21 protein-coding genes are annotated in these 20,835 nt (G+C 57.8%); all 21 read left to right on the top strand.

Annotation, left to right across the window (positions count from 1 at the left end; translation table 11 throughout):
* Nucleotides 1-5 precede the first annotated feature (5 nt).
* The 21 genes from nusG to rpmC all read left to right on the top strand — a co-directional run bounded on the left by nusG (nucleotide 6) and on the right by rpmC (nucleotide 20,834).
* Complete coding sequence (nusG, locus tag M1D78_RS17965) at nucleotides 6-539, top strand: transcription termination/antitermination protein NusG (protein ID WP_019342058.1); 534 nt, start codon at nucleotides 6-8, stop codon at nucleotides 537-539.
* A 113-nt stretch (nucleotides 540-652) separates the two neighbouring features.
* Nucleotides 653-1,084: a 50S ribosomal protein L11 gene (rplK, locus tag M1D78_RS17960; RefSeq protein ID WP_437423009.1), complete on the top strand. Its 432-nt coding sequence runs from the start codon at nucleotides 653-655 to the stop codon at nucleotides 1,082-1,084.
* On the top strand, nucleotides 1,085-1,780 hold the full coding sequence (rplA, locus tag M1D78_RS17955; RefSeq protein WP_437423008.1) for a 50S ribosomal protein L1: 696 nt from the start codon (nucleotides 1,085-1,087) through the stop codon (nucleotides 1,778-1,780).
* A 212-nt stretch (nucleotides 1,781-1,992) separates the two neighbouring features.
* Nucleotides 1,993-2,493 (top strand): 50S ribosomal protein L10, encoded by a 501-nt coding sequence (gene rplJ, locus M1D78_RS17950; protein ID WP_437423007.1) that lies wholly within the window; start codon nucleotides 1,993-1,995, stop codon nucleotides 2,491-2,493.
* A 78-nt stretch (nucleotides 2,494-2,571) separates the two neighbouring features.
* A complete protein-coding gene (rplL, locus tag M1D78_RS17945) occupies nucleotides 2,572-2,940 on the top strand; it encodes a 50S ribosomal protein L7/L12 (protein ID WP_102852776.1) in 369 nt (122 codons plus the stop codon).
* 217 nt (nucleotides 2,941-3,157) lie between these two features.
* A complete protein-coding gene (gene rpoB, locus M1D78_RS17940; RefSeq protein ID WP_437423006.1) occupies nucleotides 3,158-7,228 on the top strand; it encodes a DNA-directed RNA polymerase subunit beta in 4,071 nt (1,356 codons plus the stop codon).
* A gap of 64 nt (nucleotides 7,229-7,292) precedes the next feature.
* Nucleotides 7,293-11,492, top strand: a complete 4,200-nt coding sequence (gene rpoC / locus M1D78_RS17935; protein ID WP_437423005.1) for a DNA-directed RNA polymerase subunit beta' — start codon at nucleotides 7,293-7,295, stop codon at nucleotides 11,490-11,492.
* Nucleotides 11,493-11,631: 139 nt separating this feature from the next.
* On the top strand, nucleotides 11,632-12,003 hold the full coding sequence (gene rpsL / locus M1D78_RS17930) for a 30S ribosomal protein S12 (RefSeq protein WP_437423004.1): 372 nt from the start codon (nucleotides 11,632-11,634) through the stop codon (nucleotides 12,001-12,003).
* Nucleotides 12,004-12,101: 98 nt separating this feature from the next.
* Nucleotides 12,102-12,572: a 30S ribosomal protein S7 gene (gene rpsG, locus M1D78_RS17925; RefSeq protein ID WP_437423003.1), complete on the top strand. Its 471-nt coding sequence runs from the start codon at nucleotides 12,102-12,104 to the stop codon at nucleotides 12,570-12,572.
* 30 nt (nucleotides 12,573-12,602) lie between these two features.
* Nucleotides 12,603-14,732, top strand: a complete 2,130-nt coding sequence (fusA, locus tag M1D78_RS17920; protein ID WP_437423002.1) for an elongation factor G — start codon at nucleotides 12,603-12,605, stop codon at nucleotides 14,730-14,732.
* A gap of 30 nt (nucleotides 14,733-14,762) precedes the next feature.
* On the top strand, nucleotides 14,763-15,956 hold the full coding sequence (tuf, locus tag M1D78_RS17915) for an elongation factor Tu (protein ID WP_423706861.1): 1,194 nt from the start codon (nucleotides 14,763-14,765) through the stop codon (nucleotides 15,954-15,956).
* A gap of 148 nt (nucleotides 15,957-16,104) precedes the next feature.
* Complete coding sequence (gene rpsJ, locus M1D78_RS17910; RefSeq protein WP_003186070.1) at nucleotides 16,105-16,416, top strand: 30S ribosomal protein S10; 312 nt, start codon at nucleotides 16,105-16,107, stop codon at nucleotides 16,414-16,416.
* An 80-nt stretch (nucleotides 16,417-16,496) separates the two neighbouring features.
* Nucleotides 16,497-17,132 carry a 50S ribosomal protein L3 gene (gene rplC, locus M1D78_RS17905; RefSeq protein WP_437421308.1) on the top strand — a complete coding sequence of 212 codons (636 nt, stop codon included), beginning with the start codon at nucleotides 16,497-16,499 and terminating at the stop codon, nucleotides 17,130-17,132.
* Between the two features lie 12 nt (nucleotides 17,133-17,144).
* Nucleotides 17,145-17,747, top strand: coding sequence for a 50S ribosomal protein L4 (gene rplD, locus M1D78_RS17900; protein WP_019339977.1), 603 nt, complete (start codon nucleotides 17,145-17,147; stop codon nucleotides 17,745-17,747).
* Nucleotides 17,744-18,043 (top strand): 50S ribosomal protein L23, encoded by a 300-nt coding sequence (gene rplW, locus M1D78_RS17895; RefSeq protein WP_437421307.1) that lies wholly within the window; start codon nucleotides 17,744-17,746, stop codon nucleotides 18,041-18,043. The genes rplD and rplW overlap by 4 nt, the downstream gene beginning before the upstream one ends.
* Nucleotides 18,044-18,057: 14 nt before the next feature.
* On the top strand, nucleotides 18,058-18,879 hold the full coding sequence (gene rplB, locus M1D78_RS17890; protein WP_437421306.1) for a 50S ribosomal protein L2: 822 nt from the start codon (nucleotides 18,058-18,060) through the stop codon (nucleotides 18,877-18,879).
* Nucleotides 18,880-18,895: 16 nt separating this feature from the next.
* Entirely contained in the window at nucleotides 18,896-19,171 is a 276-nt protein-coding gene (rpsS, locus tag M1D78_RS17885; protein ID WP_065983037.1) for a 30S ribosomal protein S19, read from the top strand.
* Nucleotides 19,172-19,184: 13 nt separating this feature from the next.
* Nucleotides 19,185-19,517: a 50S ribosomal protein L22 gene (rplV, locus tag M1D78_RS17880; RefSeq protein WP_003103908.1), complete on the top strand. Its 333-nt coding sequence runs from the start codon at nucleotides 19,185-19,187 to the stop codon at nucleotides 19,515-19,517.
* Nucleotides 19,518-19,530: 13 nt separating this feature from the next.
* On the top strand, nucleotides 19,531-20,217 hold the full coding sequence (gene rpsC, locus M1D78_RS17875; RefSeq protein ID WP_131651934.1) for a 30S ribosomal protein S3: 687 nt from the start codon (nucleotides 19,531-19,533) through the stop codon (nucleotides 20,215-20,217).
* A gap of 12 nt (nucleotides 20,218-20,229) precedes the next feature.
* Nucleotides 20,230-20,643 (top strand): 50S ribosomal protein L16, encoded by a 414-nt coding sequence (rplP, locus tag M1D78_RS17870; RefSeq protein ID WP_003176421.1) that lies wholly within the window; start codon nucleotides 20,230-20,232, stop codon nucleotides 20,641-20,643.
* Nucleotides 20,643-20,834 (top strand): 50S ribosomal protein L29, encoded by a 192-nt coding sequence (gene rpmC, locus M1D78_RS17865; RefSeq protein WP_243605764.1) that lies wholly within the window; start codon nucleotides 20,643-20,645, stop codon nucleotides 20,832-20,834. The genes rplP and rpmC overlap by 1 nt, the downstream gene beginning before the upstream one ends.
* Nucleotide 20,835: the final 1 nt, after the last annotated feature.

The following is a 20,835-nucleotide window of genomic DNA, read 5'->3' as shown; positions in this document are numbered from 1 at the left end:
GTTCCGTGGCTAAGCGTTGGTATGTGGTGCATGCTTACTCAGGTTACGAGAAGCATGTCATGCGCTCCCTCATTGAGCGTATCAAGCTTGCTGGTATGGAAGATCATTTCGGTGAGATTCTGGTTCCGACCGAGGAAGTGGTCGAGATGCGTAATGGCCAGAAGCGCAAGAGTGAGCGCAAGTTCTTCCCCGGCTATGTCCTTGTTCAGATGGATATGGCTGAGGGAGCTTGGCATCTTGTCAAGGATACGCCCAGGGTTATGGGCTTTATCGGTGGTACCGCCGACAAGCCTGCGCCTATCACCGACAAGGAGGCGGAGGCCATCCTTCGTCGCGTTGCCGATGGCAGTGATAAGCCGAAGCCGAAAACGTTGTTTGAGCCGGGCGAGGTTGTCCGTGTTGCTGACGGGCCTTTTGCGGATTTCAATGGCGTCGTCGAAGAAGTCAATTACGAAAAGAGCCGGATTCAGGTGGCTGTCCTTATCTTTGGGCGATCCACCCCGGTTGAGTTGGAGTTCAGTCAGGTCGAAAAGGTCTAGCTGATCAAAGCATCCCATACCCCCGCAGCTGCTGGCTGCGGGGTTTTGTCGTCACCGGGATATTCGAGTGAACAGGGGAGCCGATAGGCGTTATCACCCGCAACGGAGTATTTATGGCTAAGAAGATTCAGGCTTACATCAAGCTTCAGGTCAAGGCCGGCCAGGCCAATCCGTCTCCGCCCGTTGGTCCTGCGTTGGGTCAGCATGGCGTGAACATCATGGAGTTCTGTAAGGCGTTCAATGCGCGCACGCAAGGTCAAGAGCCTGGCTTGCCTACCCCGGTGATCATCACCGTTTACAGTGACCGCAGTTTCACGTTCGAGACCAAGAGCACTCCAGCTGCCGTGTTGCTGAAGAAGGCCGCCGGTATCGCCAGTGGCTCCGCTCGCCCCAACACTCAGAAGGTGGGCACTGTTACGCGCGCACAGCTGGAGGAGATCGCAAAGACCAAGAATGCCGATCTCACCGCTGCTGATCTTGAAGCGGCCGTGCGGACAATTGCCGGCTCCGCTCGGAGCATGGGCCTGAACGTGGAGGGCGTGTAAATGGCTAAGTTGACTAAGCGTCAAAAAGCTATCGCTTCGAAGATCGAAGCGGGTAAGCAGTACGCATTTGAAGACGCCGCCAAGCTGCTGGCCGAGCTCTCAGCTGTGAAGTTCACCGAGTCGTTCGATATCGCCATCAACCTTGGTGTTGATCCGCGTAAATCCGACCAGGTTGTTCGTGGAGCCACTGTTCTGCCCAATGGCACCGGCAAGACTGTTCGCGTAGCGGTCTTTACTCAGGGTGCGGGTGCTGAAGCTGCTTTGGCCGCTGGTGCCGACCGCGTAGGTATGGATGAGTTGGCTGCTGAAATGAAGGGCGGCGACCTTAATTACGACGTGGTGATCGCTTCTCCTGATGCCATGCGTGTAGTCGGTCAACTGGGCCAGGTGCTAGGGCCGCGTGGTCTGATGCCCAACCCGAAAGTGGGTACCGTTACTGCTGACGTGGCTACTGCCGTCAAGAATGCCAAGGCTGGCCAGGTACGGTTCCGTACCGACAAGAACGGTATCATTCACACTTCCGTGGGTAAGGTTGGCTTCGAGGCGGGTCATGTGAAGCAAAACGTTGAGGCTCTCCTGTCAGATCTGAAGCGCCTGAAGCCATCCACGTCGAAGGGTATCTACGTCAAGCGCGTGACGCTTAGCACCACTATGGGGCCAGGGCTAGTCATTGATCAGGCTTCTCTCGAGGCCTAATACAGATATGTCGTGGCGACACTGCCACGGCTCACGATTGGGGTCCCTGCCTGGCGGGGGCTATCCAAGACCGTAGGCGGCAATTGTCTTAAACCGTCGAAGCAATGTTTCGTCAAGCCTACGCAGAGGTGCTCCCGATTCGTACCGAATCAGACACCAAAACCCGCCCGGTCTCGACTGGGCGAACCGGTAACATCCAGGAGTAAACACCCGTGGCAATTAAACTCGAAGACAAGAAGGCCATCGTCGCTGAAGTCAACGAGGCTGCCAAAGCTGCCCTGTCCGCTGTCGTGGCTGATGCCCGCGGCGTGACTGTAGGTGCCATGACCGGACTCCGTAAAGAGGCCCGCGAAGCTGGCGTATACGTACGGGTTGTACGTAATACGTTGCTGCGCCGCGCTGTTGAAGGCACTCAGTACGACGTGCTCAACGACGTGTTCAAAGGCCCGACCCTAATTGCGTTCTCCAACGAGCATCCGGGCGCTGCTGCCCGCATTTTCAAAGAGTTCGCCAAGGGTCAGGACAAGTTCGAAATCAAGGCTGCTGCGTTTGAGGGTCAGTTCATCGCAGCCAACCAGATCGACGCTTTGGCAACCCTGCCGACCTACGACGAAGCCATTTCCCAGCTGATGAGCGTGATGCAAGGCGCCACCAGCAAACTGGCTCGCACTCTGGCGGCTATTCGCGACCAGAAGGAAACAGCAGCAGCCTGAGGGCCCGCGCTGGATCTTTCGAATTTCTTTTCGCTTAGATGGCCGCAGGCCGTCACCTAATAGACAGGAACTAGAGTCATGGCTCTGACCAACGAAGATATCATCAACGCCGTTTCCGAAATGTCCGTGATGCAGGTTGTTGAACTGATCAAGGCAATGGAAGAAAAGTTTGGCGTAACCGCTGCTGCTGCTACCGTAGCTGCTGCTGGCCCGGCTGCTGCTGCTGCTGAAGAGCAGACCGAGTTCACCGTAGTCCTGGCTGAAGCCGGCGACAAGAAAGTAAACGTCATCAAGGCGGTTCGTGAATTGACCGGCCTGGGTCTGAAAGAAGCCAAGGCAGTCGTTGACGGTGCCCCGGGCGTTGTGAAGGAAGGCGTCTCGAAGGAAGAGGCCGAAGCGGCCAAGAAGGCTCTGGAAGAGGCAGGCGCCAAAGTCGAGCTCAAGTAAGCACGACCTTGCGTCTACAGCCTAAGCGAGTCGCGTAAGGCTGATGGCTGGTGGCTTATGCCACCGGCCTTTTTCCGTTATAGCTGCCTATGTTCAGTGCAGCGATGTGCGGAAAGCCGCTCAGTTGGGCGGAGCGAATCCCAGGGATTCGCAAGATTTTCTGGTTGCTCTCGTCGGGAGCAACCAAACAAGCAGGTGACCAAGCTGGGGAACGCTGATGGCTTACTCATACACTGAGAAAAAACGAATCCGCAAGGACTTTAGCAAGTTACCGCACGTGATGGACGTGCCGTATCTTTTGGCCATCCAGCTGGATTCGTACCGCGAATTCCTGCAGGCGGGAGCGACCAAGGATCAGTTCCGCGATATTGGCTTGCATGCAGCCTTCAAATCTGTTTTTCCGATTATCAGCTATTCCGGCAATGCGGCGCTGGAGTACGTCGGCTATCGCCTTGGCGACCCGGCTTTTGATGTCAAGGAATGTGTCCTGCGCGGCGTGACCTTTGCGGTTCCGCTGCGCGTAAAGGTTCGTCTGATCATTTTCGACAAAGAATCGTCGAGCAAGGCGATCAAGGACATCAAGGAACAGGAAGTCTACATGGGGGAAATCCCCCTGATGACCGAAAACGGTACCTTCATCATCAACGGCACCGAGCGCGTAATCGTCTCCCAGCTCCATCGCTCGCCTGGTGTGTTCTTCGATCACGACCGTGGCAAAACTCATAGCTCTGGCAAACTGCTGTATTCCGCTCGCATCATTCCTTACCGCGGCTCCTGGCTGGACTTCGAGTTCGACCCGAAGGATGCCGTGTTCGTCCGTATCGACCGTCGCCGCAAGCTGCCGGCGTCGGTGCTGCTGCGCGCCCTAAACTACAGCGCCGAGGAAATCCTCGACGCGTTTTATGACACCAATGTTTTCCATGTAAAGGGCGAAACCCTGAGCCTGGAGTTGGTTCCACAGCGGCTGCGTGGTGAGATCGCGTCCTTCGATATCAAGGACGAGAACGGTAAGGTGATCGTCGAGCAAGGTCGCCGCATCACTGCGCGCCATATCAACCAACTCGACAAGTCGGGCATCAAGTCGCTCGAGATGCCGATGGAATATGTCTTGGGCCGTACGACGGCGAAGGCAATCGTGCATCCGGCGACCGGCGAGATCATTGCCGAGTGCAATACCGAACTGACTGTCGATATGCTGGCCAAGTTGTTAAAGGCGCAGGTTGTCCGCTTCGAGACCCTCTACACCAACGATATCGACTGCGGTCCGTTCATTTCTGACACGCTGAAGATCGATTCGACCACCAATCAGCTCGAAGCGCTGGTTGAGATCTATCGGATGATGCGTCCTGGCGAACCGCCAACCAAGGATGCGGCCGAGACGCTGTTCAATAACCTGTTCTTTGCATCCGAGCGCTACGACCTGTCGGCCGTTGGCCGGATGAAGTTCAACCGTCGGATCGGTCGCGCCGAAATCGAAGGGCCGGGCGTCCTGAGTCGCGAAGATATCGTCGCGGTGCTCAAGACCCTAGTCGACATTCGCAACGGCAAAGGTATCGTCGACGACATCGATCACCTCGGTAACCGTCGTGTGCGCTGCGTTGGCGAAATGGCAGAGAATCAGTTCCGGGTGGGCTTAGTGCGTGTCGAACGTGCGGTCAAGGAACGTCTGTCGATGGCCGAGAGCGAAGGCCTGATGCCGCAGGATCTGATCAATGCCAAGCCGGTAGCGGCTGCGGTCAAGGAATTCTTCGGCTCTAGCCAGCTATCTCAGTTCATGGACCAGAACAACCCGCTCTCCGAAATCACCCACAAGCGCCGCGTTTCCGCGCTTGGCCCGGGCGGTCTGACCCGTGAGCGTGCCGGTTTTGAAGTCCGCGACGTACACCCGACGCACTATGGTCGCGTCTGCCCGATCGAAACGCCTGAAGGGCCGAACATCGGTCTGATCAACTCCCTGGCTGCCTATGCTCGCACCAACCAGTACGGTTTCCTCGAGAGCCCGTACCGCGTGGTCAAGGAAGGCGAGGTCACTGACGAGATCGTGTTTCTGTCGGCGATCGAAGAAGCGGACCATGTCATCGCCCAGGCCAGCGCCAAGCTGGACGGCCGCAAGCTGGTCGACGAGCTCGTGGCTGTGCGCCATCAGAACGAATTCACGGTCAAGGCGCCGGAAGACGTGACGCTGATGGACGTATCGCCGAAGCAGGTCGTTTCCGTTGCTGCATCGCTGATTCCGTTCCTCGAACACGACGATGCCAACCGCGCGCTCATGGGCTCGAACATGCAGCGCCAGGCCGTGCCAACCTTGCGTTCGGACAAGCCGTTGGTAGGCACCGGCATGGAGCGCAACGTTGCCCGAGATTCGGGTGTCTGCGTCGTGGCCCGGCGTGGCGGTGTGATCGATTCCGTCGATGCCAGCCGTATTGTCGTTCGTGTGCGTGACGACGAAGTCGAGACCGGTGAGGCCGGTGTCGACATCTACAACCTGACCAAGTACACCCGCTCCAACCAGAACACCTGCATCAACCAGCGCCCGCTGGTGAGCAAGGGTGACGTGGTCGCGCGTGGCGACATCATGGCGGACGGTCCGTCCACCGACATGGGTGAGCTTGCGCTCGGGCAGAACATGCGCGTCGCGTTCATGCCCTGGAACGGCTACAACTTCGAAGACTCCATTCTCCTTTCCGAGCGTGTGGTCCAGGAAGATCGTTTCACCACCATTCACATTCAGGAACTGACCTGCGTATCTCGCGATACCAAGCTCGGCCCAGAGGAAATCACCGCGGATATCCCCAACGTGGGTGAGGCTGCGCTGAACAAACTGGACGAAGCGGGCATCGTTTACGTTGGTGCCGAAGTTGGGCCGGGCGACATCCTGGTCGGCAAGGTCACGCCGAAAGGTGAAACCCAGCTGACCCCGGAAGAAAAGCTGCTGCGCGCCATCTTTGGTGAGAAGGCGTCTGACGTGAAAGACACTTCCCTGCGCGTGCCGACCGGTACCAAGGGGACGGTCATCGACGTGCAGGTGTTCATCCGTGACGGTGTCGAGCGCGACTCGCGCGCGCTGTCGATCGAAAAGATGCAGCTAGACGAGATCCGCAAGGACCTGAACGAAGAGTTCCGTATCGTCGAGGGCGCTACTTTCGAGCGTCTGCGTTCTGCTCTGGTTGGTACCGCGGTCGAAGGTGGTGCAGGCCTGAAGAAGGGTGCGGTCATTACCGACGAGACGCTCGACGGCCTCGAGCATGGGCAGTGGTTCAAGCTGCGCATGACCGACGATGCGCTGAACGAGCAGCTGGAAAAGGCTCAGGCGTATCTGTCCGACCGCCGTCAGCTGCTCGACGACAAGTTCGAGGACAAGAAGCGCAAGCTGCAGCAGGGCGATGATCTGGCGCCGGGCGTGCTGAAGATCGTCAAGGTCTATCTGGCCATCAAGCGGCGTATCCAGCCGGGCGACAAGATGGCCGGTCGTCACGGTAACAAGGGTGTTGTCTCGGTGATCATGCCGGTCGAAGACATGCCGCATGATGCCAATGGCACGCCGGTCGACATCGTGTTGAACCCGCTGGGTGTACCTTCGCGTATGAACGTCGGTCAGATCCTTGAAACCCACCTGGGCCTTGCGGCCAAGGGCTTGGGCGAGAAGATCAACCGCATGCTCGAAGAGCAGCGCAAGGTCGCCGAGCTGCGCAAGTTCCTGACCGAGATCTACAACGAGATCGGTGGACGCCAGGAGAATCTGGAAAGCTTCAGCGACCAGGAGATTCTGGATCTGGCGAAGAACCTGCGTGGCGGTGTGCCGATGGCGACGCCGGTGTTCGACGGTGCCAAGGAGCGTGAGATCAAGGCCATGCTGAAGCTGGCCGATCTGCCGGAAAGCGGCCAGATGCAGCTGTTCGATGGTCGTACTGGTAACAAGTTCGAGCGCACCACCACCGTCGGCTATATGTACATGCTGAAGCTGAACCACCTGGTCGACGACAAGATGCACGCGCGTTCCACCGGTTCCTACAGCCTGGTTACCCAGCAGCCGCTGGGCGGTAAGGCGCAGTTCGGTGGCCAGCGTTTCGGGGAGATGGAGGTCTGGGCGCTGGAAGCCTATGGCGCCGCCTACACCCTGCAGGAAATGCTCACGGTCAAGTCGGACGACGTGAACGGGCGGACCAAGATGTACAAGAACATCGTGGACGGCGATCACCGCATGGAGCCCGGCATGCCGGAATCCTTCAACGTGTTGATCAAAGAGATCCGCTCGCTCGGTATCGACATCGATCTGGAAACCGAATAACCACGCACCGCGATGCGGTGACCGGCATCAGCCGCTCACCGCAGGTCCGTGAGGAGGAAAGGCCTTGAAAGACTTGCTGAATCTGTTGAAAAACCAGGGTCAAATCGAAGAGTTCGATGCCATCAAGATTGCATTGGCTTCGCCCGAGATGATCCGTTCCTGGTCCTTTGGCGAGGTCAAGAAGCCAGAGACCATCAATTACCGTACGTTCAAGCCCGAGCGTGACGGCCTCTTCTGCGCCAAGATCTTTGGCCCGGTCAAGGACTACGAGTGCCTGTGCGGCAAGTACAAGCGCCTCAAGCACCGCGGCGTGATCTGTGAGAAGTGTGGTGTCGAAGTCGCACTGGCCAAGGTTCGTCGCGAGCGCATGGCGCATATCGAACTGGCTTCGCCGGTTGCCCACATCTGGTTCCTGAAGTCGCTGCCGAGCCGTATCGGCCTGCTGTTGGACATGACCCTGCGTGACATCGAGCGCGTACTCTATTTCGAGAGCTACGTGGTCATCGATCCGGGCATGACGACCCTGGAAAAGGGCCAGTTGCTCAATGACGAGCAGTACTTCGAAGCCCTCGAAGAGTTCGGTGACGACTTCGACGCGCGCATGGGCGCCGAAGCCGTGCGCGAGCTGCTGCATGAAATCGATCTGGAGCACGAGATCGGTCGGCTGCGCGAAGAGATTCCGCAGACCAACTCGGAAACCAAGATCAAGAAGCTGTCCAAGCGTCTGAAGCTGATGGAAGCCTTCCATGGCTCGGGCAACCTGCCGGAGTGGATGGTACTCACCGTTCTGCCGGTACTGCCGCCGGATCTGCGTCCGCTGGTTCCGCTCGACGGCGGCCGCTTCGCGACATCGGATCTCAACGATCTGTATCGCCGCGTGATCAACCGTAACAACCGTCTCAAGCGCCTGCTCGACCTGTCGGCGCCGGACATCATCGTGCGCAACGAAAAGCGCATGCTGCAGGAGGCCGTCGACGCACTGCTCGACAACGGTCGTCGTGGCCGCGCCATCACTGGCTCGAACAAGCGTCCTCTCAAGTCCCTGGCCGACATGATCAAGGGCAAGCAGGGTCGTTTCCGTCAGAACCTGCTCGGCAAGCGTGTGGACTACTCCGGTCGTTCGGTAATTACCGTGGGCCCGACCCTGCGTCTGCACCAGTGCGGTCTGCCGAAGAAGATGGCTCTCGAACTGTTCAAACCGTTCATTTTCGGCAAGCTGGAAATGCGCGGTATGGCGACCACCATCAAGGCTGCCAAGAAGATGGTCGAGCGCGAACTGCCTGAGGTCTGGGACGTTCTGGCTGAAGTCATCCGCGAACATCCCGTGCTGCTCAACCGCGCACCGACGCTCCACCGTCTGGGTATCCAGGCGTTCGAGCCCGTGCTGATCGAAGGTAAGGCGATCCAGCTGCATCCGCTGGTCTGCGCCGCGTACAACGCCGACTTCGACGGTGACCAGATGGCCGTGCACGTGCCGCTGACGCTGGAAGCCCAGCTCGAAGCGCGCGCGCTGATGATGTCCACCAATAACATTCTGTCGCCCGCCAACGGCGAGCCGATCATCGTTCCCTCGCAGGACGTGGTCTTGGGTCTGTACTACATGACCCGCGAAGCCATCAATGCCAAGGGCGAGGGCCGCGTGTTTGCCGACTTGCAGGAAGTCGACCGCGTATTCCGCGCTGGCGAGGCTTCTTTGCATGCCCGCGTCAAGGTTCGTATTAGCGAAACCATCAAGGCACGCGATGGCAGCATTACTCGCAATACCCGCATCGTTGATACCACCGTCGGCCGCGCGCTTCTGTTCCAGGTAGTGCCCGAAGGGCTGGCGTTCGAGGTAGTCAACCAGCCGATGAAGAAGAAGGCGATTTCCAAGCTGATCAACCTGTGCTACCGCACGGTGGGTCTGAAGGACACCGTCATTTTCGCCGACCAATTGATGTACACCGGTTTCGCTTACTCCACCATTTCTGGGGTATCGATCGGCGTGAACGATTTCGTGATCCCTGACGAAAAGGCTCGCATCATCGACGCGGCCACCGAAGAAGTGAAGGAGATCGAGTCGCAATACGCGTCCGGCCTGGTAACCCAGGGCGAGAAGTACAACAAGGTGATCGACCTCTGGTCCAAGGCCAACGATGAAGTGTCTAAGGCAATGATGGCCAACCTCTCGAAAGAGAAGGTCATCGATCGTGAAGGCAACGAGGCCGAACAAGACTCCTTCAACTCGATGTACATGATGGCTGACTCTGGCGCACGGGGTTCCGCAGCCCAGATCCGTCAGCTTGCTGGTATGCGTGGTCTGATGGCCAAGCCGGATGGCTCGATCATCGAAACGCCAATTACCGCGAACTTCCGTGAAGGTCTGAACGTACTCCAGTACTTCATCTCGACCCACGGTGCTCGTAAGGGTCTGGCGGATACCGCACTGAAGACGGCTAACTCTGGTTACCTGACTCGCCGTCTGGTTGATGTTGCGCAAGATCTGGTCGTTACCGAAATCGATTGTGGTACCGAACAGGGCCTGCACATGACGCCGCACATCGAAGGCGGTGACGTCGTCGAGCCGTTGGGCGAGCGTGTACTGGGTCGTGTCATTGCGCGTGACGTGCTCAAGCCCGGCAGCGACGATGTGCTCGTCCCGGCGGGTACCTTGATCGACGAGCAGTGGGTCGATTTCATCGAGCTGAACAGTATCGACGAAGTCGTTGTGCGCTCGCCGATCAGCTGCGAAACCCGCTACGGCATCTGCGCCAAGTGCTACGGTCGCGACCTGGCTCGGGGCCATCTGGTCAACATTGGCGAAGCGGTTGGTGTCATTGCCGCTCAGTCGATCGGTGAGCCGGGTACCCAGCTCACGATGCGGACATTCCACATCGGTGGTGCGGCGAGCCGTACCTCGGCGGTCGACAATGTCATGGTTAAGAACGGCGGCACCATCCGCCTACACAACCTGAAGTATGTCGAGCGTGCCGATGGCGCCCTTATTGCAGTTTCCCGCTCCGGTGAACTGGCGGTCGCTGACGACTATGGTCGTGAGCGCGAGCGTTACAAGCTGCCGTACGGTGCTGTCATTTCCATCAAGGAAGGCGACAAGGTCGATGCCGGGTCCGTTGTAGCGAAGTGGGATCCGCACACTCACCCGATCGTCACCGAGATGAAGGGTGTAGTGACCTTCGTGGGTATGGAAGAGAACATCACCATCAAGCGCCAGACGGACGAGCTGACTGGCCTGACCAACATCGAGGTAATGGATCCGAAGGATCGTCCAGCATCCGGCAAGGATATTCGTCCGGCAATCAAGATGGTCGATGCCAGTGGCAAGGAGCTGTTGTTGCCAGGTACCGACGTGCCGGCTCAGTACTTCCTGCCGGCTAACGCTTTGGTCGGTGTGGCCGATGGTGCTGAAATCAACGTCGGTGACGTTATCGCTCGTATTCCTCAGGAAACGTCGAAGACTCGCGACATTACCGGTGGTCTGCCCCGCGTTGCCGATTTGTTCGAAGCGCGTCGTCCGAAAGAGCCGTCGATCCTAGCGGAAATCAGCGGGACGATTTCCTTCGGCAAGGAAACCAAGGGCAAGCGCCGGCTGGTCATCACGCCTACCGATGGAACGGATCCTTACGAAGAGCTGATCCCGAAATGGCGTCACCTCAACGTCTTCGAAGGCGAACAGGTAAACAAGGGTGAAGTGATCTCCGACGGGCCGAGCAACCCGCACGACATCTTGCGCCTGCTGGGTGTCAGCGCGCTGGCCAAGTACATCGTCAATGAGATCCAAGACGTCTATCGCCTGCAAGGTGTGAAGATCAACGACAAGCACATTGAGACCATCCTGCGCCAGATGCTGCGCAAGGTCGAAGTGGCTGAGTCGGGAGACTCCAGCTTTATCAAGGGCGACCAGATGGAGCTGACACAGGTGCTGGAAGAGAACGAGCGTCTGTCCGAGGACGACAAGTTTGGCTCCAAGTACACCCGCGTCCTGCTGGGTATCACCAAGGCGTCCTTGTCGACCGAGTCCTTCATCTCTGCGGCTTCGTTCCAGGAGACCACTCGTGTCCTCACTGAAGCTGCCGTTACCGGCAAGCGCGACTACCTGCGTGGCCTGAAGGAAAACGTCGTCGTGGGTCGCTTGATTCCGGCTGGTACCGGTCTGCAGTATCACAGCGAGCGCAAGCGCAAGCGTGACGCGGACAAACCGCTCCGGGTGAGTGCGGACGAAGTGGAAGCGGCGCTCACCGAAGCGTTGAATTCCAGCGGCAATTGATAGGCACATGTCCCGGCGTGAGCCGGGCGCGCCTTGACGGTGTGCAGGAAGGTCTTTAGACTCTTGTACCCCTAATTTGGCGGGGCTTCATGCCCTGCCATTTTTCGTTTGTGTCGAAAGACAACAGTGGAGCTAGTAGATGGCAACGATCAACCAGCTGGTACGTCAGCCGCGTAAGCGCGTCGTCGAGAAGAGCGACGTCCCTGCGCTGCAGAACTGCCCGCAGCGCCGTGGTGTGTGCACTCGCGTGTACACCACCACGCCAAAGAAACCGAACTCTGCACTTCGTAAGGTGTGCCGTGTTCGTCTGACCAATGGCTATGAAGTCGCCTCGTACATCGGTGGTGAAGGTCATAACCTGCAAGAGCACAGCGTCGTACTGATTCGTGGAGGCCGTGTGAAGGACCTTCCAGGTGTTCGCTACCACACCGTGCGCGGCTCGCTGGATACCTCTGGCGTCAAGGATCGCAAGCAGGGCCGCTCCAAGTACGGCACCAAGCGTCCGAAGTAATCGTATCTTTTATTTTTTTGAGTCGATAAGAGTAAGGTCGGGCGTAACCTCAGCGTTATAGTTCCGAGCTAACCTGAAGACCGTTTGAGGGCTTATCAATGCCAAGACGTCGTGTAGCAGCCAAGCGCGAGATCCTTGACGATCCGAAGTACGGAAGTCTGATCCTGGCCAAGTTCATGAACCACGTGATGGAAAGCGGCAAGAAGGCCGTTGCCGAGCGCATCGTTTATGGTGCTCTGGAGAAGGTCAAGGAACGCAAGAATGGAGACCCCCTGGAAATCTTCGAAAAAGCACTCGACGCCATCGCTCCGCTGGTCGAAGTGAAGTCCCGCCGTGTTGGCGGTGCGACTTACCAGGTTCCGGTCGAAGTTCGTCCGTCCCGTCGTAACGCGCTGGCCATGCGCTGGCTGGTAGACGCTGCGCGTAAGCGCGGTGAGAAGTCCATGGCTCTACGTCTTGCAGGCGAGCTAGTGGATGCATTTGAAGGTAAAGGCGCTGCGGTCAAGAAGCGCGAAGATGTGCACCGTATGGCTGAAGCCAACAAGGCCTTCTCGCACTACCGCTTCTAATTTTCAGCGTCACTAACTCGCGAGGGCTTTATGGCTCGTACTACAGCAATTAACCGCTACCGTAACATCGGTATCTGTGCTCACGTTGATGCGGGCAAGACTACCACTACCGAGCGGATCCTGTTCTACACAGGCCTGAGCCACAAGATGGGCGAGGTGCATGATGGCGCCGCGACCACTGACTGGATGGTTCAGGAGCAGGAGCGTGGTATTACCATCACGTCAGCTGCCATCACTACCTTCTGGGAAGGTTCTCGTCGTCAGTACGATAAGTACCGCGTGAACGTGATTGATACCCCCGGTCACGTTGACTTCACCATTGAAGTAGAGCGTTCCCTGCGTGTGCTCGACGGTGCTGTTGTCGTGTTCTGCGGCACCTCCGGTGTCGAGCCGCAGTCCGAGACCGTTTGGCGCCAGGCTAACAAGTATGGCGTCCCGCGTATCGTCTACGTCAACAAGATGGACCGCGCCGGCGCCAACTTCTTGCGCGTAGTCGCTCAGATCAAGAATCGCCTGGGTCACACTCCGGTGCCGATTCAGATCGCTATCGGTGCCGAGGATAACTTCCAGGGCCAGGTCGATCTGATCAAGATGAAGGCGATCTACTGGAACGATGACGACAAAGGTACTACCTACCGCGAGGAGGAAATTCCTGCGGAGCTGGTCGATCTGGCGAACGAGTGGCGCTCCAACATGGTTGAGGCTGCTGCTGAGGCTAACGAAGAGCTGATGAATAAGTACCTCGAAGAGGGTGATCTCTCCGAGGAGGATGTCAAGGCTGGCTTGCGCCTGCGTACCTTGGCCAGCGAGATCGTCCCAGCCGTCTGTGGTTCGTCCTTCAAGAACAAGGGTGTTCCCCTGGTCCTTGATGCGGTCATCGACTTTCTGCCTGCTCCGACTGAAATCCCTGCTATTCAGGGCGTTCATCCAGACAGCACCGATGAAAACGAGATTCACGACGAGCGTCATGCGGACGATAACGAGCCGTTTTCGGCCTTGGCGTTCAAGATTGCTACCGACCCGTTCGTGGGTACGCTGACATTCGTTCGTGTTTACTCGGGCGTCCTCGAGTCCGGCCAGTCGGTCATCAACTCGGTGAAGGGTAAGAAAGAGCGTGTTGGTCGTATGGTGCAAATGCACGCGAACCAGCGTGAAGAGATCAAGGAAGTGCGCGCGGGTGATATCGCTGCTCTGATCGGTATGAAGGACGTCACTACGGGTGAGACCCTTTGTGATCCAGACAAGCCGATCATCCTCGAGCGCATGGATTTCCCTGAGCCTGTCATTTCGGTTGCTGTCGAGCCGAAGACCAAGGCTGACCAGGAGAAGATGGGTATCGCTCTGGGCAAATTGGCCCAGGAAGATCCGTCCTTCCGCGTCAAAACCGATGAAGAGACAGGTCAGACCATCATCTCTGGCATGGGTGAGCTGCACCTGGACATCCTCGTTGACCGCATGAAGCGCGAATTCAACGTTGAGGCCAACATCGGCAAGCCGCAAGTTTCCTACCGTGAAACTATCACCAAGGACGGCGTTGAGATTGAGGGCAAGTTTGTCCGTCAGTCCGGTGGTCGTGGTCAGTTCGGTCATTGCTGGATCCGCTTCTCGACGCCGGATGTCGATGACAAGGGCAACATCACCGAAGGTCTGGTTTTCACTAACGAAGTCGTCGGTGGCGTGGTTCCGAAGGAATATATCCCTGCTATTCAGAAGGGTATCGAAGAGCAGATGAAGAACGGTGTTGTAGCCGGTTATCCGCTCATCGGTCTGAAGGCGACCGTTTTCGACGGTTCCTACCACGACGTTGACTCTAACGAGATGGCGTTCAAGGTGGCGGCATCCATGGCGACCAAGCAGCTGGCCCAGAAGGGTGGCGGCAAGGTGCTCGAGCCGATCATGAAAGTCGAGGTTGTCACTCCTGAGGACTACATGGGCGACGTTATGGGTGACCTGAACCGTCGTCGCGGTTTGATCCAGGGTATGGAAGATACGGTTTCCGGCAAGGTCATCCGTGCCGAAGTTCCGCTAGGCGAGATGTTTGGTTACGCTACCGACGTCCGTTCCATGTCTCAGGGTCGCGCCAGCTACTCCATGGAATTCTCCAAGTACGCAGAAGCTCCGGCGAACATCGTCGAAGCACTGGTCAAAAAACAAGGCTAATCCCGCCCTTTAAGTAAGAGGTTTACTGTCGTGGCTAAGGAAAAATTTGAACGTAACAAACCGCACGTCAACGTCGGCACCATTGGTCACGTTGACCATGGCAAGACCACTCTGACTGCTGCTCTGACTCGCGTGTGCTCCGAGGTTTTCGGTTCCGCTCGTGTCGACTTCGACAAGATCGATAGCGCACCGGAAGAGAAGGCTCGCGGTATCACCATCAACACCGCTCACGTCGAGTATGACTCGAACGTTCGCCACTACGCGCACGTTGACTGCCCCGGCCACGCCGACTACGTCAAGAACATGATCACCGGTGCTGCGCAGATGGACGGCGCGATCCTGGTTTGCTCGGCTGCTGACGGCCCCATGCCGCAGACGCGTGAGCACATCCTGCTGTCTCGTCAGGTAGGTGTTCCGTACATCGTTGTGTTCCTGAATAAGGCTGACATGGTCGACGACGCCGAGCTGCTCGAACTGGTCGAAATGGAAGTTCGTGACCTGTTGTCGACCTACGACTTCCCGGGTGACGACACGCCGATCATCATCGGTTCTGCGCTGATGGCGCTGAACGGCGAGGACGACAACGAGCTGGGCACCACCGCGGTCAAGAAGCTGGTCGAGACTCTGGATACTTACATCCCTGAGCCGGTTCGTGCCATCGACAAGCCGTTCCTGATGCCGATCGAAGACGTCTTCTCGATCTCTGGTCGCGGTACGGTAGTGACGGGTCGTGTCGAGCGCGGCATCGTCAAGGTTCAGGAAGAAATCGAGATAGTTGGTCTGCGTGACACCACCAAGACTACCTGTACGGGTGTTGAGATGTTCCGCAAGCTGCTCGACGAAGGTCGTGCGGGCGAGAACTGTGGTGTGCTGCTGCGCGGCACCAAGCGTGATGATGTCGAGCGTGGTCAGGTTCTGGCCAAGCCGGGCACCATCAAGCCGCATACCAAGTTCGAAGCAGAAGTGTACGTTCTGTCCAAGGAAGAAGGTGGTCGTCACACCCCATTCTTCAAGGGCTACCGTCCTCAGTTCTACTTCCGGACTACTGACGTGACCGGTTCGTGCGAACTGCCGGAAGGCGTCGAGATGGTTATGCCGGGTGACAACATCAAGATGGTCGTTACCCTGATCAAGCCGATCGCTATGGAAGACGGCCTGCGCTTCGCTATCCGCGAAGGCGGTCGTACCGTTGGTGCTGGTGTGGTCGCCAAGATCGTCGAATAATTCGATCGGTCTCGAAAAGGGCCCCTCGGGGCCCTTTTTCTATTGTTGCTCATTTATTGACACCCCTAGGGCGCATCCGTACAATTGCGCCTCCTTTTACCAGGCGTATGCGTTTGGTAGGGATGGCTAATTGGAGTCTGAGGTCAAAATGCAAAACCAACAAATCCGTATTCGGTTGAAGGCTTTTGACCATCGCCTGATCGATCAATCAACCCAGGAAATCGTGGAAACCGCGAAACGTACTGGTGCTCAGGTGCGTGGTCCGATTCCACTGCCGACCCGCAAGGAGCGGTTCACTGTTCTGGTTTCCCCGCACGTCAATAAGGACGCGCGCGACCAGTACGAGATCCGTACTCATAAGCGAGTGCTGGACATCGTTCAGCCCACCGACAAAACCGTCGATGCGCTTATGAAGCTTGATCTTGCGGCCGGCGTGGAAGTGCAGATCAGCCTCGGCTAAAGCTCTAGCTTTGGTCGTGTAACGCTCTGAAATGGGCGGCCATAGCGGGTGAAAGCCCCGTACACTCAAGAGGTTACAACATGACTATTGGTGTAGTCGGTCGTAAGTGCGGCATGACCCGCATTTTCACCGAGGAAGGTGTCTCTGTTCCGGTTACGGTCATCGAGATCGAGCCGAATCGCGTCACTCAGTTCAAGAATGAAGAGAGCGATGGCTATCGCGCCGTGCAGGTTACTGTGGGCGAGCGTCGTGCCTCTCGTGTTACCAAGGCACAGGCTGGTCATTTCGCCAAGGCGAATGTGGCTGCTGGTCGCAGCGTTTGGGAGTTTCGCCTCGATGGCGAGGAGTTCCAGGTCGGTGATCAGATTAGTGCTGAGATTTTCCAGGCTGGGCAGATGGTGGATGTCACCGGGCAGTCCAAGGGTAAAGGCTTCGCTGGTACCATCAAGCGCTGGAACTTCCGTGGTCAGGACAATACCCACGGTAACTCCGTATCCCACCGCGTCCCGGGTTCCATTGGCCAGTGCCAGACTCCGGGTCGTGTTTTCAAGGGCAAGAAGATGTCCGGGCACATGGGCGCCGAGCGCGTAACCGTGCAGTCCCTGGAAATCGTGCGTGTCGATGCCGAGCGTAATCTCCTGCTAGTCAAGGGCGCAGTGCCCGGGGCCACTGGCGGTGACGTTGTCGTGCGTCCGGCTGCCAAGGCTCGCGGGTAAGGGGGAGTTCACATGCAATTGAATGTTAATGGCGCGCAAGCCATCGAAGTCTCCGAGCAAACCTTTGGTGGTGAGTTCAACGAGACGCTGGTGCACCAGGCAGTCGTCGCCTACATGGCTGGCGGGCGTCAGGGTAGCAAGCAGCAGAAGACTCGCTCCGATGTGTCCGGTGGCGGTAAGCGCCCCTGGCGTCAGAAGGGCACAGGCCGTGCACGTGCTGGTACTTCGCGTGGCCCGATCTGGCGTGGCGGTGGCGTGACCTTCGCGGCTCGTCCGCAGAATCACGAGCAGAAGCTCAACAAGAAGATGTACCGCGCAGCCCTGCGCTCCATCCTCTCCGAGCTGGTTCGCTCCGAGCGTCTGGTCGTGGTTGAAGACTTCGCTGTCGACAGCCCGAAGACCAAACTGCTGGCCAACAAGCTGACCGGCATGGGCCTGAACGACGTACTGATCGTTTCCGATGCCGTCGACCAGAACCTGTATCTGGCAGCTCGCAACCTGCCGCACGTCGATGTGCGCGATGTGCAGGGTTCGGATCCTGTCAGCCTGATCGCCTATGACAAGGTGTTGATCACCGTGTCGGCTGTGAAGAAATTCGAGGAGCTGCTGGGATGAACCAGGAACGCGTATTCAAAGTCCTGCTTGGTCCGCACGTCTCCGAGAAGGCAACCATGCTGGCTGATACCAAGAGCCAGTTCGTTTTCAAGGTTGCGACCGACGCGACCAAGCTGGAAATCAAGAAGGCCGTCGAAAGCCTGTTCAACGTGAAAGTGGCCAAGGTCAGCACCCTGAACGTTCAGGGCAAGACCAAGCGCACCGCTCGCGGTCTGGGCAAGCGCAATGACTGGAAGAAAGCGTACATCGCGCTTCAGCCGGGCCAGGATCTCGATTTCTCCGGCAATGCTGAGTAAGGAAGGGGTGCATCATGGCAATCGTTAAATGCAAACCGACTTCCGCGGGCCGCCGTTTCGTGGTCAAGGTGGTCAATCAGGAGCTGCATAAAGGCGCTCCTTATGCTCCGCTGCTCGAGAAGAAGTCGAAATCCGGTGGTCGTAACAACAACGGTCGCATTACCACTCGTCACGTTGGTGGTGGTCACAAGCAGCATTACCGTCTGGTCGATTTTCGCCGCAACAAGGATGGCATTCCTGCCGTCGTCGAGCGCGTCGAATACGATCCGAACCGTACTGCGCACATCGCGTTGCTGAAGTACGCCGATGGCGAGCGTCGTTACATTATTGCTCCGAAGGGCGTGACTGCTGGCGATCAGCTGCTCTCTGGTGTCAATGCACCGATCAAGGCTGGCAACAGCTTGCCGCTTCGTAACATTCCGCTGGGTTCAACCGTTCACGGTGTCGAGCTCAAGCCGGGCAAGGGGGCTCAGATCGCTCGCTCCGCTGGTGCTTCGGCTCAGCTGGTTGCGCGTGAAGGTGCCTATGTAACGCTGCGTCTTCGCTCTGGCGAGATGCGCAAAGTGCTGGCTGAGTGCCGTGCGACCCTGGGCGAAGTCTCGAACTCCGAGCATAGCCTGCGTTCGCTGGGTAAGGCTGGCGCCAAGCGCTGGCGTGGCGTTCGCCCGACCGTCCGTGGCGTGGCAATGAACCCGGTCGATCACCCCCACGGTGGTGGTGAGGGTCGTACCTCCGGTGGTCGTCATCCGGTGTCGCCGTGGGGCTTCCCCACTAAGGGCGCGAAGACTCGCTCTAACAAGCGCACCGATAACATGATCGTCCGTCGTCGCAAGTAACTAGAGGGATACGACAGTGCCGCGTTCTCTGAAAAAAGGTCCTTTTATCGATCTTCACCTACTGAAGAAGGTCGAAGTGGCGGCTGAAAAGAACGATCGCAAGCCGGTGAAAACCTGGTCGCGTCGTTCGATGATTCTGCCGCAAATGGTCGGTCTGACCATCGCTGTGCATAACGGCCGTCAACATGTCCCCGTTCTGGTGAGCGAAGACATGGTCGGTCACAAACTCGGCGAGTTCGCTGGTACCCGCACCTATCGCGGGCACGTAGCGGACAAGAAAGGCAAGCGCTAAGGGGTAAGGAAAGATGGAAGTAGCCGCTAAGTTGTCGGGCGCTCGCATCTCCGCCCAGAAAGCCCGCCTGGTCGCCGACCAGATCCGCGGGAAGAAGGTGGGCGAAGCGCTCAACCTGCTGGCTTTCAGCAGTAAGAAAGCCGCCGAGATCATGAAGAAAGTGCTGGAGTCGGCCGTTGCCAACGCCGAGCACAACGAGGGCGCTGACGTGGACGACCTGAAGGTATCCACGGTCTTCGTCAACGAAGGGCGTTCGCTTAAGCGCATCATGCCGCGAGCCAAAGGCCGCGCTGATCGCATCGTCAAGCGGTCTTGCCATATCACTGTCAAGGTTGCGGACAAGTAACGGAGTCGATCAGATGGGTCAGAAAGTACATCCCACTGGCATTCGCCTGGGAATCGTCAAGGAGCACACTTCCGTCTGGTACGCAGACGGTCGCACGTACGCCGATTATCTGCTTGCAGATCTGAACGTGCGTGAGTACCTCCAAGACAAACTAAAAAGCGCGTCCGTAAGCCGTATCGATATTCATCGCCCGGCTCAGACAGCACGCATCACCATCCACACCGCTCGTCCCGGCATCGTCATCGGGAAAAAGGGCGAGGATGTCGAGAAGCTGCGTCAGGACCTGACCAAGCAAATGGGTGTGCCTGTGCACATCAACATCGAAGAAATCCGCAAGCCGGAACTCGATGCAATGTTGGTAGCACAGAACGTCGCTCAGCAGCTGGAGCGTCGTGTGATGTTCCGTCGCGCCATGAAGCGCGCCGTACAGAACGCGATCCGCATTGGTGCCAAGGGCATCAAGATCCAGGTGAGCGGTCGTCTGGGTGGGGCTGAAATCGCCCGTACGGAATGGTATCGGGAAGGTCGTGTGCCGCTGCACACCCTGCGTGCCGATATCGACTACAACACCTACGAAGCGCACACCACCTACGGTGTGATCGGCGTCAAGGTCTGGATCTTCAAAGGCGAAGTTATTGGTGGTCGCCATGAAGAGCTCAAGCCGCAAGCGCCTGCGCCTCGTAAAAAAGCTGCCAAGTAAGGAGTACGCCAAATGTTACAACCCAAGCGTACAAAATTCCGCAAGCAGATGACGGGCCACAACCGTGGCTTGGCTCAGCGCGGTAGCAAAGTCAGCTTCGGCGAATTCGCTCTGAAGTCTGTCGCTCGCGGTCGTCTCACCGCGCGCCAGATCGAGTCCGCACGTCGTGCGTTGACCCGTCACGTAAAGCGTGGCGGCAAAATCTGGATCCGCGTATTCCCCGACAAGCCTATCTCCAAGAAGCCTCTTGAAGTGCGGATGGGTAAAGGTAAGGGTAACGTCGAGTACTGGGTAGCCCAGATTCAACCGGGCAAGGTGCTCTATGAGATCGAGGGTGTTTCCGAAGAGCTGGCGCGTGAAGCATTCGCCCTGGCTGCTGCAAAGCTGCCACTCGCCACCTCCTTTGTTAAGCGGACGGTGATGTGATGAAAGCGAGCGAGCTTCGTGAAAAATCCGCTCAGCAGCTGAACGAGCAACTGCTCGAGCTGCTGCGCGACCAGTTCAATCTGCGCATGCAGAAGGCAACGGGCCAGTTGGGGCAGTCTCACCTGCTCTCGCAAGTCAAGCGCGACATTGCTCGTGTCAAGACTGTGCTCAACCAGCAGGCAGGTAAGTGAT

Source organism: Pseudomonas sp. SA195 (assembly GCF_054131565.1).
Note: the sequence above shows the minus strand (reverse complement) of the source record. Positions and strands in the feature narration are given on the sequence as shown.